The sequence below is a fragment of the Nonomuraea sp. 3N208 genome (genome assembly GCF_052245935.1).
Lineage (GTDB): Bacteria > Actinomycetota > Actinomycetes > Streptosporangiales > Streptosporangiaceae > Nonomuraea.
Map to the genome: position 1 here is coordinate 194981 of NZ_JBQQBR010000010.1, position 17582 is coordinate 212562.

Annotated in this window: 12 protein-coding genes; 5 read left to right on the forward strand and 7 right to left on the reverse strand. The window is 70.8% G+C overall.

Features of this window, described 5'->3' with window-relative positions; translation table 11 throughout:
* Positions 1-155: 155 nt before the first annotated feature.
* Positions 156-2678: a beta-galactosidase gene (locus ACTWPT_RS17680; RefSeq protein WP_443178475.1), complete on the reverse strand. Its 2523-nt coding sequence runs from the start codon at positions 2676-2678 to the stop codon at positions 156-158.
* 111 nt (positions 2679-2789) lie between these two features.
* Between ACTWPT_RS17680 and ACTWPT_RS17685 the strand changes: the two genes are divergently transcribed.
* The 4 genes from ACTWPT_RS17685 to ACTWPT_RS17700 are packed head-to-tail and all read left to right on the forward strand — an operon-like array spanning position 2790 to position 9537.
* Positions 2790-3809 (forward strand): LacI family DNA-binding transcriptional regulator, encoded by a 1020-nt coding sequence (locus ACTWPT_RS17685; protein ID WP_443178476.1) that lies wholly within the window; start codon positions 2790-2792, stop codon positions 3807-3809.
* Positions 3806-5806 (forward strand): beta-galactosidase, encoded by a 2001-nt coding sequence (locus ACTWPT_RS17690; RefSeq protein WP_443178477.1) that lies wholly within the window; start codon positions 3806-3808, stop codon positions 5804-5806. Before ACTWPT_RS17685 ends, ACTWPT_RS17690 begins: the two co-directional genes overlap by 4 nt.
* Positions 5807-5833: 27 nt before the next feature.
* Positions 5834-8137 carry an alpha-xylosidase gene (gene yicI, locus ACTWPT_RS17695; protein WP_443178478.1) on the forward strand — a complete coding sequence of 768 codons (2304 nt, stop codon included), beginning with the start codon at positions 5834-5836 and terminating at the stop codon, positions 8135-8137.
* Positions 8138-8145: 8 nt separating this feature from the next.
* Positions 8146-9537, forward strand: coding sequence for a GH1 family beta-glucosidase (locus ACTWPT_RS17700; RefSeq protein ID WP_443178479.1), 1392 nt, complete (start codon positions 8146-8148; stop codon positions 9535-9537).
* Here the strand turns inward: ACTWPT_RS17700 and ACTWPT_RS17705 are convergent.
* The 3 genes from ACTWPT_RS17705 to ACTWPT_RS17715 all read right to left on the reverse strand — a co-directional run bounded on the left by ACTWPT_RS17705 (position 9534) and on the right by ACTWPT_RS17715 (position 11718).
* Entirely contained in the window at positions 9534-10364 is an 831-nt protein-coding gene (locus ACTWPT_RS17705; protein WP_443178480.1) for an SAM-dependent methyltransferase, read from the reverse strand. The genes ACTWPT_RS17700 and ACTWPT_RS17705 overlap by 4 nt on opposite strands.
* A 41-nt stretch (positions 10365-10405) precedes the next feature.
* Positions 10406-11443, reverse strand: a complete 1038-nt coding sequence (locus tag ACTWPT_RS17710; RefSeq protein ID WP_443178481.1) for a uroporphyrinogen decarboxylase family protein — start codon at positions 11441-11443, stop codon at positions 10406-10408.
* A gap of 68 nt (positions 11444-11511) precedes the next feature.
* Positions 11512-11718, reverse strand: coding sequence for an Arc family DNA-binding protein (locus tag ACTWPT_RS17715; RefSeq protein ID WP_443178482.1), 207 nt, complete (start codon positions 11716-11718; stop codon positions 11512-11514).
* A gap of 129 nt (positions 11719-11847) precedes the next feature.
* On the opposite strand from ACTWPT_RS17715, the gene ACTWPT_RS17720 reads away from it, so the two are divergent.
* Positions 11848-12963: an RNA-guided endonuclease InsQ/TnpB family protein gene (locus tag ACTWPT_RS17720; protein WP_443178541.1), complete on the forward strand. Its 1116-nt coding sequence runs from the start codon at positions 11848-11850 to the stop codon at positions 12961-12963.
* Positions 12964-13160: 197 nt separating this feature from the next.
* Here ACTWPT_RS17720 and ACTWPT_RS17725 read toward each other — a convergent pair whose 3' ends face one another.
* From ACTWPT_RS17725 to ACTWPT_RS17735, 3 genes are all read right to left on the reverse strand, one after another.
* Positions 13161-14297 carry a Fic family protein gene (locus ACTWPT_RS17725; protein WP_443178483.1) on the reverse strand — a complete coding sequence of 379 codons (1137 nt, stop codon included), beginning with the start codon at positions 14295-14297 and terminating at the stop codon, positions 13161-13163.
* A gap of 119 nt (positions 14298-14416) precedes the next feature.
* Complete coding sequence (locus ACTWPT_RS17730; protein ID WP_443178484.1) at positions 14417-15517, reverse strand: glycoside hydrolase family 53 protein; 1101 nt, start codon at positions 15515-15517, stop codon at positions 14417-14419.
* 17 nt (positions 15518-15534) lie between these two features.
* A complete protein-coding gene (locus ACTWPT_RS17735) occupies positions 15535-17514 on the reverse strand; it encodes a beta-galactosidase (RefSeq protein WP_443178485.1) in 1980 nt (659 codons plus the stop codon).
* Between the last annotated feature and the right edge of the window lie 68 nt (positions 17515-17582).

Sequence of the window (17582 nt, forward strand, 5' to 3'; positions counted from 1 at the left end):
CGGCGTGCCACCACACCGGGTTGCGCCACCGATGCCCGAGCCGCTCCACCTCGGCCTCGTCGATCTCGAGGCCGAGGCGGGTGGTGCGGCGGCGTACCCGCCGGCTGAGGTCAGCGGCTCGGGGTCGATGAGGCAGGGCAGCGCGCCGCCGACGTCTAGATCGTGAGCGTGGTGCGCTGCACGGGGACGAACGTCGCCTTGCGCAGTTCCAGGCGTTCCTTTCTGGAGCGGACCTGCGGGGAGACATAGACCGGCGCGTCCTCGGGGAAGGGCAGCAGGCGCAGCTCGACGGCCCCGTGGTCGAGGAGCTCGCGGCGGAAGCGGCGCAGGCCGATCTCCCAGGGCGGGCCGTGCCAGTACTGGTCGGCGACCAGGCGGCCACCGATGGAGGCGCGGCCCACGTCGCCGGACCAGTCGAGGCGCAGCAGCACCTCGTCGTCGCCGTCGAGGAGGCCGGCGGGCACGGTGACGCGGTAGACGGCGGCCGCGTCGAAGTCCGCGTCGGCCGGCGCGGACGCCCGGCCGGACTTCGCGTCGATGACCGTCCGCCTGGGCGGCCCGGCCGCCGCCACCCGCTCGATCACGGCCGCGATCGGCCCCGCTTCTGGAGCGGGCAGGTCGATGACGCTGAAGACGCCGTCGGTCGCGGCATGCGGCGAGTCATCGGCCGCCGTCAGGGCCGGGAAGACCCGCAGCAGGTCGCCGGCGTGGCCGCCGCCATCGCCACCGCCTTCAGGCACAGGCTCGCCATCGCCACCGCCTTCAGGCGCAGGCCCGCCGTCGCGCGGGGCCGGGTGCGTGCCATCGCCGTACAGCACCAGGTGGTCGCCGTCGATGACGGCGGGGCGACGGCTGAGGAGCAGCCGGTCGGCGCCCCGGACCCGGGCGCGGGTGGCGGTGAGTGCGCTCTCCTCGTCCAGGATCAGCACGTGCGCCACGGATCCGTCGGCGGCGGTGACGCGCAGCAGGCAGCCAGGGCCGGGGCGCAGGCCGCGAACGACCAGGTCGGCGCCGTCCCTCGCCACGGTCACCGGCTCGCCACCGTCCGTCGGCGCGCCACCGTGGTCGTCGAGCCCGGAGCCATCGATCGCAGGGCCGTCGAGCCCGGGGCCGTCGATCGCGGTGACGGTGGCGGCGTCGAAGGCCAGCTCGACCGGGATGCCCGCGACCTGCGCGAGCACCACCACGGGGCCGTCGAGCGTGCAGACGGGCTGGGCGGACGCGGTCAGGAGGGTGGCTGCGCCGACCGGGCGGGCGAGCGGCCAGACGAAGTACGCGCCGGACGACACCGTGACGGGACGGCGCGGCACCACCAGGTCCCTGCCCCCGAGGGAGACCGCGAACTGCACGCCCTCATGCGCAGGCAGCGTCTCGACGGGCTGGTGGTTGTTGACGAACAGGAATCCCGAGCGGCCGTCCGAGCGCACCGACCAGCGCAGGGCACCGGAGCTCGTGCGGTCGGCGGTGCCGGCAGGCGCGTCCGGCGGCATGGTGAGCGTCATCGGCGCCAGGTCTGTCCCGTCCGAGGCCAGCCAGAGGTGCTGCAGACGCAGGCGGAAATAGGACTCCCGGACCTGCCCCGACTCCCCCAGCGGCGCCTGGAAGTCATAGTTGATCACCGGGCAGTCGTTGGGGTAGCCGGTGGCGTGCGACTCCTGCAGCGTGCTGAGCTCGCCGATCTTCTGCGAGCCGCCGTGGTACATGTAGTACCCCTGCCAGACCGACCCGCTGCCCAGCTTCACCAGCGACAACGCGGCCACGTCCGCCGCGGTGACGATCGGCCGCCGGTGGTAGGAGGTGTACATGCCGCCGCCCAGCTCGCAGGTGGCGAACGGGTACCGCGCCAGGTGGCTCTCGTCGGCGCCGGACGGGCCGCTGGTCCGCAGGTCGGCGCCGATCGAGTCGTCGTCCCTGCCGGGCCCGAAGAAGTAGTGCGCGCGGCTCTGCTGCGGCCACCCGTCGTGCGGGGTGTCCCAGGCGGCCTCGGCGTACCCGCCGAACAGCGGGATCACCTCGCCGGGCGGCAGCTGAGCGTGCCCCCAGCCGGTGGCCGTCCACAGCGGCGCGTCGATGCCCGACTCCTTGGCCAGGCGCTTGAGTGTGAGCAGGTGGCCGGGCTGGTCGTACAGCTCGTTCTCCAGCTGGACGCCGACGATGGGCCCGCCGTCGCGCCTGGTCAGCCCACGCAGCTGAAGGCCGATCTGCGCGAAGAACGGCCGCACCAGGGCCAGGTAGCGCGGGTCGTCGGTACGCGACACACAGTCCTCGGCCAGCAGCCAGTCAGGGAAGCCGCCGTTGCGGGACTCGCCGTGCCCCCACGGGCCGACCCGCACCACCACGTCGAGCCCGGCCTCGGCGCAGGTGGTCACCCAGCGGCGCAGGTCACGGTCGCCGTTCCAGTCGTAGCGGCCGCGCCGCTCCTCGTGCAGATTCCAGAAGACGTACGTGGCCACGGCCGTCACCCCGCCGGCCCGCACCTTGAGCAGCTCTTCCCGCCACTCGGCGGCCGGGTAGCGGGCGAAGTGGAACTCGCCCATGACCGGGAACCACGGGCGCCCGCCGCGCCGCAGGGTGCGCGAGTCGACGGTGATCGCGTCCGGCCGGCCCGGCTCCTCCCCCATGGCGAGATGACCGGTGATCGGCGGCTCTGGTGGTCCTGGCACGGAGACTCTCAGCACCCGCCTGATCGTAGCGGCGTTTCCGGTCGTCCGATTTAAGGCCATTGACATCTCCGCAAAACCGACCCTACGGTATGCGAAACGTTTCGACTACTGTATCGCGGGAGGGGCATGCCTTCGCTCCGTGACGTGGCCGAGCGGGCCCAGGTGGCGGTCAGCACCGTCTCCGCCGCGCTCAACGGCACCCGGCCGGTGGCCGCGGCGACCAAGCTGCGCATCGAGCAGGCCGCCGCCGAGCTCGGCTATCGCCCCAACCTGCTGGCGCGTGGATTGCAGAGCAAGCGCACCCGGATCCTGGCGCTGCTCTTCCCCGCCCCGCGCAGCGGCTTCGGCCTCACCGAGATGCAGTTCGCGACCGGCGCCGCCGAGGCGGCCGGCGAGCTGGGCTACCACCTGCTGCTGTCCCCGGAGAGCGCCGACCCGATCGAAGAGCTGCGCCACATCACCGGCCTGGGGCTGGTGGACGGCGTGTTGCTGATGGAGGTGCGCCTCGACGACGAGCGCACCGAGTTCCTGTCGGCGGCCGGGGTGCCGTTCAGCATGATAGGGCGCACCCGCGAGCCCGGCTCGATCGACTACGCCGACATCGACTTCGCGGTGACCGCCCGCGGCGCGGTGGCGCACGTGGCCGGGCTGGGGCATCGCACGCTGGCGTTCTTCAACCTCTCGACCGACCTGTACGCCGACGGCTACGGCCCCGCGACCCGGGCCGGCGAGGAGTTCGCGGCGGCGGCCAGCGCGGCGGGGATCGGTTACGTGGACGGCTACCGGCCGGGGTCGGCCGAGGAGGGCCGGGAGGCGTTCGAGCGGCTGCTGGAGACGCACCCGGAGGTGACGGCGCTGGCGGTGATGGACGACCACGCGGCCGTCGGAGTGATCGCGGCGGTGGCGGCACGCGGCTGGCGCATCCCCGAGGACCTGACGCTGATGCTGGTGTTGTCGTCGGCGAGGGTGGCCGAGATGTTCAACCCGAGGCTGACGACGCTGGAGCCGCCCAGCACCGAGCTGGGCAGGCTCGGCGCCCAGATGCTGATCGACCGGCTGCAGGTCGACGGGTCGCCCCAGCAGCATCTGGTGCCCTGCCGCCTGGTGGTCGGCGACAGCTCCGCCCCGCCCCGGAGCCTGTCATGACGGCGCGGCCGGGGATGCACACGCTCACCCGCGATCGCGGGCTGCTGTTCGGCGGGGACTACAACCCCGAGCAGTGGCCGGAGGAGGTGTGGGCCGAGGACGCCGAGCTCATGAAGGCCGCCGGGGTCAACCTGGTCACGGTCGGCGTGTTCAGCTGGGCGCGGCTCGAGCCGGAGCCGGGCGCACGTGACTTCGGCTGGCTGGACCGGGTGCTGGACCTGATGGACGGGGCCGGGATCGCGGTGGACCTGGCCACGCCGACCGCCTCGCCGCCGCCGTGGCTGGGCCACCGCTGGCCGCAGACGCTCCCGGTCGACGAGTCCGGGCACCGGCTCTGGTACGGCTCGCGCAACCAGTTCTGCCCGTCGTCGCCGGTCTACCGGGAGCGGGCGCTGGCGATCGTGACCGACCTGGCGGACCGGTACGCGGGCCATCCCGCCCTGGCGCTCTGGCACGTGGGCAACGAGTACGGCCAGTTCTGCCACTGCGACGAGTCCGCAGCCGCGTTCCGTGCCTGGCTCCAGCAGCGCTATGGCGACCTCGGCACGCTGAATGAGGCGTGGGGCACCACGTTCTGGAGCCAGCGTTACAGCGAGTGGGCCGAGATCGTCACGCCCCGCCGCGCCCCGTACATGATCAATCCGACGCAGCAGCTCGACTGGCAGCGCTTCTGCTCCGACGCGTTGCTCGCCTGCTACCGCGCCGAGCGCGATGTCCTCCGCCGGCGCACTCCGGACGTGCCGATCACCACGAACTTCATGGGCCTGTTCAAGCCCGTGGACTCCTGGGCGTGGGCCGGCGAGGAAGACATCGTCTCCAACGACTGCTACCCCGACCCCGAGGACCCGCTCTCCCCCGCCCGCACCGCGCTCAGCCACGACCTGATGCGCGGCCTCGGCGGGGGGCGGCCGTGGCTGCTGATGGAGCAGTCCACCAGCGCCGTCAACTGGCGCCCCCACAACCTGCCCAAGCCACCCGGCCGGCTCCGGCTGGAGTCGCTGCAGGCGCTCGCCCGCGGCGCGGACGGGCTGTGCTACTTCCAGTGGCGGGCTTCCCGGTTCGGCGCCGAGCGTTTCCACGCCGCGATGGTGCCGCACGCGGGCCCGGACACGCGGCTGCACGCCGAGGTCCGCGCGCACGGCCAGGAGCTGCGCAAGCTCGCCTCCGTGGCGGGGCAGCCGGTGCCGGCGCGGGTGGCGATGGTGTTCGACTGGACGAGCTGGTGGGCGCTGGAGGAGCGCGGCCGCCCCAGCGACCGGCTGAACGCCGCCGACCAACTGCTCGCCTACTACGTGCCGCTCTGGGAGCGCGGCGTGAGCGTGGACCTCGTGCCGCCCTCCGCCGACCTCGGCGGCTACGCGCTGGTCATCGTGCCGAACCTCTTCCTGGTGAGCGACCGGGACGCCGCCGCGCTGACCGACTACGCGCGCGGCGGCGGGGTGCTGGTGGTCGGGCCGTTCTCCGGCGTCGTGGATCCGAACGCGCACATCCGTACCGGGAGATTCCCCGGGCCGCTACGCGCGGTGCTGGGCGCGTCCGGCGAGGAGTGGCAGCCCGTCGCAGGCGAGGTGCGCTGCCGATGGACCGGCGGTCCCGAGTTCACCGCGCACACCTGGACCGAGGTGATGGCCACGGAAGGCGCCGATGCGGTGGCCGTGTTCGCCGAAACCGGACAGCCCGCGGTGCTCCGGCACCGCCCCGGCGACGGCGTCGCCTGGTACGTCGCCACCATGCCCGAGCCCGCCGCGCTCGGCGAGATCATCGCGCGGGCACTGGCCGACGCCGGCGTACTCGGGGTCCTGTCCGACGGAGCTCGGCAGCCGCCGGGCGTGGAAGCGGTCCGCCGCGGCGAGGTGTTGTTCCTGCTCAACCACGGCTCCGAGCCGGCGACTGTGCCCATTCCGCACCCGGCAGAAGACCTGCTGACCGGAGTCGTCGCCGACGGGATGGTCACGCTGGCGCCCCGCGCGGTCGTCGCCCTGCGCCCCCACGATTGATCAAGCCCACCTCGAGAAGGACTTGGCATGAAGTTCAAAGACGGCTACTGGCGGATGCGTCCCGGTGTGCGGGGCGCGTACGCCACCGCGGCACACGACGTGACCGCGGACGCCGCCTCGCTGCGGGTCCTCGCGCCGACCCGGCCGATCACCCGCCGCGGCAACACCCTCGACGGCCCGGTGCTGCGGGTGGACGTGTCGTCGCCGATGCCGGACGTGATCCGCGTCCGCACGGTGCACTTCGCCGGGTCGGTGCCGGACTCCCCCGCCTTCGAGGTACGCGACGACGCTCCGGAGGTCAAGATCGCCCTCGACAGCGAGGTGGCGAGCCTGACCAGCGGCGCGCTCACCGTGCGGCTGCGCAGGGACACGCCGTGGGAGATGACGTTCAGCGCCGACGGCCGGGAGCTCACCCGCAGCGACGGCAAGAGCCTCGGCATCGTGCACGACCCCGACGACCGGCACTTCATGGTGGAACAGCTGCGGCTCAGCGCCGGGGAGCTGGTGTACGGGCTGGGCGAGCGGTTCGGCCCGCTGGTGCGCAACGGCCAGACGGTCGACATCTGGAACGACGACGGCGGCACCGCCAGCGAGCTGGCCTACAAGAACATCCCCTTCTACCTCACCAACCGCGGCTACGGGGTGTTCGTGAACCACCCGGGGCGGGTGTCGTTCGAGGTGGGCTCGGAGACGGTGTCGCAGGTGCAGTTCAGCGTCGAGGGCCACGACCTGGAGTACCTCATCATCCACGGGCCGACGCCGGCCGACATCCTGCGTCGCTACACGGCGCTGACCGGCCGGCCCGCGCTGCCGCCTGCCTGGTCGTTCGGGTTGTGGTTGTCCACGTCGTTCACCACCGACTACGACGAGGCCACCGTGACGTCGTTCGTGGACGGGATGGCCGAGCGGGACCTGCCGCTGAGCGTGTTCCACTTCGACTGCTTCTGGATGCGGCAGTACCGGTGGTGCGACTTCGAATGGGACCAGGAGGTGTTCCCCGACCCGGAGGGCATGCTGCGCCGGCTGAAGGAGCGCGGCCTGCGGGTGTGCGTGTGGATCAACCCGTACATCGGGCAGGCGTCGAGCTTGTTCGACGAGGGCATGGCGCTCGGTCACCTGCTGCGCCGCCCGGACGGGAGCGTGTGGCAGGATGACCACTGGCAGGCCGGGCGAGCGCTGGTGGACTTCACCTCGCCGGCTGCCCGCGAGTGGTACGCGGGCAAGCTGCGCGGCCTGCTCGACATGGGGGTGGACGCGTTCAAGACCGACTTCGGCGAGCGCATCCCGACCGACGTCGGCTACGCCGACGGCTCCGATCCTGAGCGCATGCACAACTACTACACCCTGCTCTACAACCAAACCGTGCACGACGTGCTGGCCGAGCGGGGCGCGGCCGTGTTGTTCGCCCGCTCGGCCACGGTCGGCGGGCAGCGGTTGCCGGTGCACTGGGGCGGCGACTGCGAGTCGACCTACGAGGCCATGGCCGAGTCGCTGCGCGGCGGGCTGTCGCTGGGGATGGCCGGTTTCGGGTTCTGGAGCCACGACATCGGCGGGTTCGAGGGGCGGCCCGATCCGGCCGTGTTCAAGCGGTGGGTCGCGTTCGGGCTGCTGTCGTCGCACAGCCGGCTGCACGGGAGCGGCTCGTACCGGGTGCCGTGGCTGTTCGACGAGGAGTCGGTGGACGTGCTGCGATCGTTCACGCGGCTCAAGGCCCGGCTGATGCCCTACCTGTACGGCGCCGCGGTGCAGGCCACGACGGACGGCCTGCCGGTGATGCGGGCCATGCAGCTGGAGTTCCCCGGGGACCGGGGCTGCGACTACCTGGACGCCCAGTACATGCTGGGGCCGGACCTGCTGGTGGCGCCGGTGTTGTCGACAGAGGGCGACATTTCGTACTACGTCCCTGAAGGCGTGTGGACCCGGCTGCTGGACGGCGAGACCGTCACCGGCCCCGGGTGGCGGCGCGAGCGGCACGGCTTCGACAGCCTGCCGCTGCTGGTGCGGCCCGGCGCGGTGCTGCCCGTGGGGGCCCGCGAGGACCGGCCCGACTACGACTACGCCGACGGCGTCACCCTGCAGGTGTACCGGCTCGCCGACGACTCCTCCCGCACGGTGACCGTACCGGCCGTGGACGGCGGCGCAGGCGCCGTGTTCGCGGTGACCCGCACCGACGGCCGGATCCGCGCCCGCCGCCTGCAGGGCACGCCCGCGCGCTGGAGCCTGCTGCTCGCCGGGGTACGCGAGGCCCGGCACCCCCGGCTGGAGACGACGCCCGGCGGCGTGCGGGTGGCCGCCGAGCCCGGCACCGACGAGATCGAGATCATTCTTTGAGGAGCAGCATGACCACTTTCCCCGAGAACTTCCTGTGGGGCACCGCCACCGCCGCCTACCAGGTGGAGGGCGCTTGGAACGAGGACGGGCGCGGCCCGTCGATCTGGGACACCTTCTCCCACACGCCCGGCCTGGTCACCAATGGCGACACCGGTGACGTGGCCTGCGACCACTACCACCGGCTGGAGGAGGATCTGGACATCCTCGCCGAGCTGGGCGTCGGCGCGTACAGGTTCTCCCTCTCCTGGCCGCGCGTGCAGCCGGGCGGGCGGGGGCCGCTCAACCAGCCCGGCGTCGACTTCTACAACCGGCTGATCGACGGGCTGCTCACGCGCGGCATCGCCCCCGTGGCCACCCTCTACCACTGGGACCTGCCACAGGAGCTTGAGGACGCGGGCGGCTGGCCGCACCGCGACACCGCGCTGCGCTTCGCCGAGTACGCCCGCCTCATGGGCGAGGCGTACGGCGACCGCGTGCACGCCTGGATCACGCTGAACGAGCCGTGGTGCTCGGCCTACCTCGGCTACGCCTCCGGCGTGCACGCCCCGGCCAGGACCGAGCCGGCCGCGGCGCTGGCCGCCGTGCACCACCTCAACCTCGGCCACGGCCTGGCCGTTCAGGCGCTGCGCTCGGTGGCGGCGCCGTCGGCGCAGATGTCGGTCACGCTCAACCTGCACCACGTGCGCGGTGTGTCCGACGCCGACGCCGACGTGGTGCGCAAGGCGGACGGGCTGGCCAACCGGGCCTTCCTCGGCCCGATGCTGGAGGGCGCCTACCCGCGCGACCTCATCGACGACACCGCCGCGGTGACCGACTGGTCGTTCGTGCGCGACGGCGACGAGGCCGCCGCCTGCCAGCCACTGGACGTGCTCGGGGTCAACTACTACAACCCCACGCTGGTGCGCCAGTGGGACGGGGCGAGCGCGCGGGAGACGGCCGACGGGCACCAGGACGGCGCCGCGTCCCCGTGGATCGCGTGCGAGGACGTCGAGTTCGTGCGGCAGCCCGGCCCGTACACCGAGATGGGCTGGAACATCGACGAGACCGGCCTGACCGAGCTGCTGCTGCGCCTGCACCGCGATTATCCGGCCATGCCCACGATGATCACCGAGAACGGCGCCGCGTTCCCCGACCCGGTGGCCGCCGACGGCCGCGTGCACGACGCGGACCGCGTCGATTACCTGCACCGGCACCTGACGGCCGTGGCGGAGGCGATCAAGGCCGGTGCGGACGTGCGCGGCTACTTCGTGTGGTCGCTGATGGACAACTTCGAGTGGGCGCACGGCTACGCCAAGCGGTTCGGCATCGTCCACGTGGATCGCGACACGATGAAGCGCACCTGGAAGGACAGCGCCCACTGGTACCGGGACGTAGTCTCCGCCGGCAAGCTGCCCGGCTAGGGCTTCCTGGCCACGGCCCCGACGAAGGTGTGGTAGGTGATGCCCGGAGTGGCTGTGTCTCCGTCGTCGGGGCGCCACTCCGGGAGCGGCACCAGGCCGGGGTCCACCAGCTCGAGTCCGTCGAAGTAGGCGAGCAGCTCGTCGCGGGTACGCCACCGGCCGGTGCCGAGGTTCTCGTTGAAGACCTTCTCCGCGGCGTAGGCCTGCTTCGACACCTCGGGGTGGGCCTCGCCCGGGTTGTGGAAGTGGGAGATCACCAGGTGGCTGCCCGGGGCGAGCGGGGCCATGAGCCTGCGCAGGATGCCGCCGGGGTCCTCGTCGTCGGACAGGTGGTGCAGGAGCGCGAACAACAGCAGCCCGACGGGCCGGCTGAAGTCGATCAGGGCGCGCGCCTGCGGGTCGCCGAGGATCTTCTCGGGCTCCCGGGCGTCTGCCTCGATGACCGTGGTGGTGGCGTCCGCGGCCAGCAGCGCCTGGCCGTGGACGAGCACGATCGGGTCGTGGTCCACGTAGACGACCCGCGTGCCGGGGGCGACGGACTGGGCGATCTCGTGCACGTTGCCCTGCGTCGGCAGGCCTGAGCCGATGTCCAGGAACTGCTGGATCCCGGCCTCGCCGGCCAGGTGGCGGACGGTGCGCCGGAGGAACTCCCGGTTGGCCTTGGCCGCCTCGGGGGCATCCGGCGCGATCTTCAACGCCATCTCGGCCACGCGGCGGTCGATCGCGTAGTTGTCCTTGCCACCGAGCATGTAGTCGTACACACGCGAGACACTCGGCTTGGTGGTGTCGATCCCTGGGGGCGCGGTTTCCTGCTCGCTCTCGGGCACTGCCGGCTCCTTGCGACGGTGTCGGGGCTACACGGATGATCTTAGCCGCCGAGCTCGCCGCGCAGCAGCCGCGCGGCGCCGGACATGGCGCGCATCTTGCCCGCGGCCGACGCCCGCGGCAGATACTTCATCCCGCAGTCGGTCGCGATGACGATCCGCTCGGGCGGTACCCGATCGAACGCCCTGCGCACCCGATCCGCCACCAGCTCGAGCGGCTCCACGTCGGGTGTCGACAGGTCGATCACCCCAAGGATGATCGTCTTGTCCTTCAGGTCGGACAGCACGCCGAGATCCAGCCCGGACTGCGCGGTCTCGATCGACACCTGCTGGACCGGACAGCCGGCCAGCTCCGGCAGGAACGAGTACGCCTCCGGGCGCTCGTGGATGATCGCCGCGTACCCGAAGCAGATGTGCACCGCCGTCGTGCCGACCACGCCATCCAGTGCCGCGTTGAGCGCGGCCAGCCCGTACGCCCGCGCCGCCTCCGGCCTGGCCTGCATGTACGGCTCGTCGATCTGCACGATGTCGGCCCCGGCCGCGAACAGGTCGCGGATCTCGGCGTTGACCGCCGCCGCGTAGTCCATCGCGGCCGCCTCGGCGTCCGGGTAGTGGTCGTTCTGCGCCTGCTGACTCATCGTGAACGGGCCCGGCACCGTCATCTTGACCGGGTGGGCGGTGTGGGCGCGCAGGAACCGCAGGTCGTCCACCTCGACCGGGCGCGGGCGGCGGATGGGCCCGACGATGCGCGGGACGGGGTTGGGGTGGCCGCTGCGGTCCAGCGCCGTGCCTGGATTGTCCAGGTCGATGCCCTCCAGGGCGGTGGCGAAGTGATTGGAGTAGCTCTCGCGGCGGATCTCCCCGTCGGTGATGATGTCCAGACCTGCGCGTTCCTGAGCCCTGACGGCCAGCTCGGTGGCGTCGTCCTGGGCCTGGCCGAGATGCTCGGGCGGGAGGCGCCACAGCTCCCTGGCCCGCGTCCGCGGCGGGAACCGGCCGGCCAGTTTGGTGCGGTCGATCAGCCACTCGGGCTGGGCGTAGCTTCCGACCAGCGACGTCGGCAGCAGCGGCAGAGATTTCACGGGCCCTCCATTCACCAGCGATCGAGCACTCGGCGATCTCACCAACAAACCGGAGGATGCCCCGGTCTTCAAGGCTGGGAGGAATCCGGATTTCCGTGGCGCGGGGCAGGAGAAGCCGAATCGCCGCCGGGCGATTCGGTGTTTGTCGCAAGAGTGCTGAGAGCGACCTCCAGTAGGTACAGGATCTCAGAGTTGATGGACCGCCGGTCAACAGCCGCCCGAGCGGCCACCCTTGCGTGGAGATCTTCGGGAAGACGCAATGCGAAACGGATCATGATGCTATTATGATGTCATGACGACATCAGCGATTACCGAAGGCACCGGGCGCGCCCGGTGCCTTCGGGCTTCGCCTGTCGTCCACCGCCCGCACGGCACTACTCGCAGAGTGGGATCGTTGGCGCTGGATCTGGAACGAGTGCGTGGCCAAGTCGAAGCAGATCCACGACTACAACCAGAGCCGGCCCAACGGTGAGCCCAAGCAGACCTGCGGACCGGCGCAGCTGGACAAGATGTTGACCGAAGCCCGCCGGATGACGCCATGGCTGCGCGAAGGGAGCAGCGTTCCGCAACAGCAGATCATCCGTGACTTCGGCAAGTCCCGCGCCAAGGCGTTGAAGGACATCACGGACCGGCTGCCCATGGCACGACGGGCCGGGATGCCCGGCTGGAAGACGAAGCGCGAGGCGCTGCCGACACTCAACTACACCAAGCGCGGCTTCCGGTTGCAGGACGGCTGCCTGCACCTCGCGGGCGGAATCACGCTGACGGTGGTGTGGTCGCGCCCACTCCCCGCCGACCCATCCAGCGTGCGCGTGTACCAGGACAACCTCGGCCACTGGTACGCCTCATTCGTCGTCCCCGCCCAGGCCGAACCGCTGCCGAAAACCGGCCGGGCGATCGGCATCGATTGGGGCGTGAAGGAAACCGCGACCACCACAAGCGAAGCCCACGACCTCCCACATGCCGAGCACGGGAAGAGGGCGGCCGCGAAGCTGAACCGGTACGACCGGATGATGGCCCGGCGCAAGCCGAAGAAGGGTCAGGCCGGCTCGAAAGGCTACCGGGAGGCCAAAAGGCTGCGGGCCAAGCTATACAAGAAGGTCGCCCGGCAACGTCAGGACACAGGCCGCAAGTGGGCCAAGAAGGTTGCCCGCGACCACGATGCGCTGGCGGTGGAGGACTTCAAGCCGAAGTTCCTCGCCAAGAGCACCATGGCCCGCAAAGCCGCCGACGCCGCCATCGGCGCCACCAAGGCGGCCCTGATCGAGATGGGCCGCAAGCACGCACGTGCCGTGCACCTGGTCCACCCCGCGCACACCACGATGGACTGCGCGCACTGCGGAGCGAGAGCCAAGCACGCATTGCCGCTGGGTGAGCGCACCTACACCTGCACCGCGTGCGGATCCGGCTCCCCCCGTGACAAGAACTCCGCACGTGTCATGCTCGTCCGGGCTGGTCTGAACCCGGCTGGTGTTGATCGCGGAAGACCCGACGTCCCGCCGGGGCGCCAGGCAGCGTGAGCCAGGAATCCCCCAGCTGCAGCTTCAGCCGGGGGAGCAGTCAATCTCGTACGCGAGGTGCAGTCAGTCAGTTCGGTTCCTGTTCTCCATTTGGTCCGCATCTCCGCCCGAGGAGCAGCCCCACGGCGTCCCCGCATTGCGAGTCGGCTGAATCGCCGCCCGGCTGGTCGGGCCAGGCGTGCGCCTGCACAACTCGATCAGGAATTGTAGGGGTCTGTCAGGGGCAAGGGGGTGCGGGCAGCATCCAAGGCGGCTTGGGGGAAGTTGGGTCCAGCCGTGTAGAACCGGGCACGGGTGCGACCGATCGGGGTCAGGATCTCGGCTGTGACGAGGTCGCGCAAGTCCCGCTGAGCTTGCTGGAGGCTGAGCCCCTCGGCTCGTTCATATCGGCTGCGGCGGACGCGGCCAGACATGGCCACATCGTGCAGAGCGGTGACGATTCGCTCGTCCATGCCCCGCCCCTCCGCGATGTCGCCGAGCAGCGTCCACACACGGGTGGAGCGGTCAAGACGGTTCTTCACGGTCTGCGCCTGCTGATGGTAGGCGGTGAGGTTGAAGCGGATCCAATCCGAGACATCTTGGTCGGGCCGGTACGTGGAGCCGCGCCGGGCGAGCGCGGCGTAGTACTCCCAGGTGTTGCCCGGCCGCCCGAGCCACGCCTCGATGGAGGAGAACTCGGGTGCGAGCACTCCGTTCCTGGCGATCACCAGTGTTTGGAGAGAGCGAGACATACGCCCGTTGCCGTCTGCCCATGGATGGATGGAGACCAGATGGAGGTGGGCCATAGCGGCCCTGATCAGCAAGTGGGAGCCGTCGTTGGTATTGAGCCAGTCGGACAATTCCCGCATCAGCGCGGGGACGGCCTCCGCGTCCGGGGCCGTGTAGGCCGCAATGCTGGGGTCACGCGCGTCGGTGACGTAGACAGGCCCTCGGCGCCACTGTCCCGCAGGTTTGCGCGGCGTGTGCCTGTGCCCCTGGAGCATCCAATGCAGAGCGTTCAGGAACCCCGTGCTGTAGCAGAAGTCCTCCACATCATGGAGGGTCTGGATGTATGTCATCATCCGCTGGTAGGCGAGGGTTTCCTCGCGGTTCTCATCGGAGACGTCCACGTCTCGCTCGCCCTCGAGCAGATCTTCCACATCGATCGTGGACACCTTGAAGCCCTCGATCGAGTTTGAGGCGGCGACGGCGTCGGCCGTGAGGAACTTGCGTAGCCCTTCGGTCCACTTGCTCGGCGTGGCCTGCACTTGGTGGCGGAGTTTCTGGCGAGCCACCTCGATCTCTTCGAGAACTCTCCGATCGGAGTCGGCGAGCACGGGAGTCGGGAATAGCATGACGCCATAATAGCATGACGCAATCATTATGTTAACGCGTCAGGCCGAGGTGGACAGTTGCGAGGGCGGGCCCGTCCCGCCGTGAGCCTCGACGACGGGACGGGACAAAGGACCGGGGATCAGCTGTGGCCGAGGACCCGCATGGCCGGCAGGGCCCGGTCGGCGTAGTCGAACAGGGCCTGGTTCTCCCAGCCGTTGCCGGACGACGGGTCGGCCGGGTCCCAGCCGTTGCCCTTGACGCCGGTCCAGGTGGCCTCCCAGGTGAACAGGCCGAGGCCCAGGCCGTTCGGCACCTGGCGGACGATGTCGGCGACCTTCGCCAGCATCGCGGCCTGACCTTGCGGGGTGGCCTGGTAGCCGGGGTACGGCTCCGGCGACAGGATGATGTTCTCCCAGCCGTCGTCGTCGGCCGTGGTGAACGGGTAGGCGGTCTCGACCACGACGACTGGCTTGCCGTACCGGCTGGCGACGTCGTTGATGTTGGCCTGGAAGGCCTCCAGCGTGCCGTGCCAGTACGCGTAGTACGACAACCCGATCACGTCGTACCGGATGCCGTTCGCGTTGGCGTTGTCGAACCACCACCGGTACAGCCCGTTGTCGCCGCCGTTGGCCAGGTGCAGCACGACCTCCGTCGAGCTGGAGACCGCCTTGACCGCGTCGTAGCCGGCGTTCAGCAGGGCGGCCGTGTTGGCCCAGTTGGAGTTGGAGCCGTCCGGCCAGAGCAGGCCGCCGTTGATCTCGTTGCCGACCTGGACCATGTCGGCCGTGGTGCCCTGGCGGCGCAGCGCGTCGAGCACGTCGTACGTGTGGTCGTACAGGGCCTGCTTGAGCTGGTCGAACGGGAGCGCCTCCCACGCGGCGGGCTTGAACTGCTTGCCCGGGTCCGCCCAGGTGTCGGAGTAGTGGAAGTCCACCAGCAGCTTCATACCCTGGGCCTTGGCGCGCTTGGCGATCGCGAGGACCTGGGTCTTGGTGTTGTAGCCGTCGGCCGGGTTCACCCAGACCTTGAGCCTGATGAAGTTGAGCCCGGCCTGGGACAGGATGCGCAGGGCGTCGCCCTGGCGGCCGCGGGCGTCGCGGTAGACGCCGCCGAAGGCCTCGGACTTGGCGAGGCTGGAGATGTCGGCGCCCCGGATCTGCAGGCGGGCCCCGGCCTGTGCCGGTTGCGCCACGACGACGAGGGCGGCGGTTAACAGCAGTGCGGTCAGGATGCGTTTCATCGGGGTTCTCCCTGGGGTTAGGGGGATTCCACGACGACCGTGACCGCGCCGGGCGCGACGGTGACCGGCCCGTCGTGGCGTACGCCGTCGAACACGCTCGTGCCGGTCACCCCCTCGACCGTCACGGGCTCGTCGCCGTGGTTGATCAGGAAGACGTGGTGGCCCCTGCGGACCAGTTCGAGGGTGTCGGGCAGGCCGCTCGGGCGGGAGACGCCCGCGTGGTCGAGCACCTGGGCGAGCAGGTCGCGCAGGCCGGTGACGGGGGCGGTGGCCAGGTACCAGGCGGTGCCGGCGCCCAGGTCGTGGCGGGTGAAGGCGGGGTGGCCCGCGTCGGGTCCCGCGGCGAAGTCCCGCACGGACACGGCGCCTGCCGGGCGGACCCGCTCCGACCAGATGCGGGCGGTGTCACCGCCGGTGATCGCCACGGTCTCGTGCTCGCGCAGCGGGTGGAACTCCTCGACGAACAGGCCGAGCAGCTCGCGCAACGCACCGGGGTGGGCGCCCGGGTGGATGGTGTCGTGCTCGTCGACGATGCCGGAGAAGTACGACACGAGCAGGTTGCCGCCTGCCTCGACGTACCGGTGGAGGTTCTTCGCGGAGGCCTCGGTGAGCAGGTACGAGCTGGGCGCCACCACCGCCCGATATCCCGAAATATCGGCGGAAGGGTGGACGAAGTCCACCGTGACGTGCTCCCGCCACAACGCCTCGTAAAAGGCGTCCACCCGATCCCTGAACGTCAGGTCCACCGACGGCCGCCAGTCCAGCTCCAGCGCCCAGTACGACTCCCAGTCCCAGACGATCGCCACGTCGGCCCGTACCCGGCTCCCCTGCAGATCGGCGAGCTTGCGCAGGTCGCCGCCGAGCCGCACCACCTCGCGCCACTGCTCGGAGTCGGTGCCGGCGTGCGGGACGAGGCCGGAGTGGAACTTCTCGGCCCCGAACCGCGAGGCCCTGAACTGGAAGAACAGCACGCTGTCCGAGCCGCGGGCCACGTGCGCCAGGCTGTTGCGGCGCATCTCCCCCGGCCGCTTGGCGATGTTGCGCGGCTGCCAGTTGACCGCACCCGTCGAGTGCTCCATCAGCATCCAGGGCTCGCCGCCCGCCACCGAGCGGGCCAGGTCGGCGGACATGGCCAGGTCGATGTGGTTGTCGGGCCGCTCGGCCGCGAGGTAATGGTCGTTGGCGATCACGTCGAGCTCGCGGGCCCACTGCCAGAGGTCGGCGGACTTGCAGTTGACGGTGCCGGCGAAGTTGGTGGTGACCGGGATGCCGGGGGTGAGCTCGCGCAGGATGTCGCGCTGGAGCGCGTAGTGCTCGCGGTGCTGGCCGTCGCTGAAGCGGGCGTAGTCGATGCGCTGGGCCGGGTTGACGACCGTGTGGTTGAAGCGGGGGGCGTCGATCTGCGACCAGTCGGTGTAGGTCTGGCCCCAGAAGGTGGCGCCCCAGGCGTCGTTCAACGCTGAAACGTCGCGGTAGGTGGCTTGCAGCCAGTCGCGCCAGGCCGCCACGCTGTGCTCGCAGTAACACTCACCGAGCGGCGCGCCGTACTCGTTGTGGACATGCCACATGACCACGGCGGGGTGGCCGCGGTAGTGCTCGCCCAGCGCACGCACCAGGCGCGCGGTCGCCTCGCGGAAGGCCGGGGCGCTGGAGCAGGCGCTCTGCCGTCCGCCGAACCCGATCCGCGTGCCCTCCCTGGTCACCGGCAGCACGTCGGGGTGCGCGGCGATGAACCAGGCGGGCGGGGCGGCCGTCGGCGTGGCCAGGTCGACCGCGACCCCGGCGGCGTGCAGCCGGTCGATGATCTCGTCCAGCCACCCGAACTCGTAGCGTCCCTCGATCGGCTCCATCAGCGCCCACGAGTGAATGCCCAGGCTGACCAGGTTGACCCCGGCCTCGCGCATCAGGGCCACGTCCTCTTCGAGGACCTCGCGCGGCCACTGCTCTGGGTTGTAGTCCCCGCCGTAGGCGATGCCAGCAGGACGCTCCGGATACATCCATCCCCCTCGAGAAGCTCTGTGAACGTGCACAGTAATGCCGGACCTGCCCTTGAGGGAACAGTGAC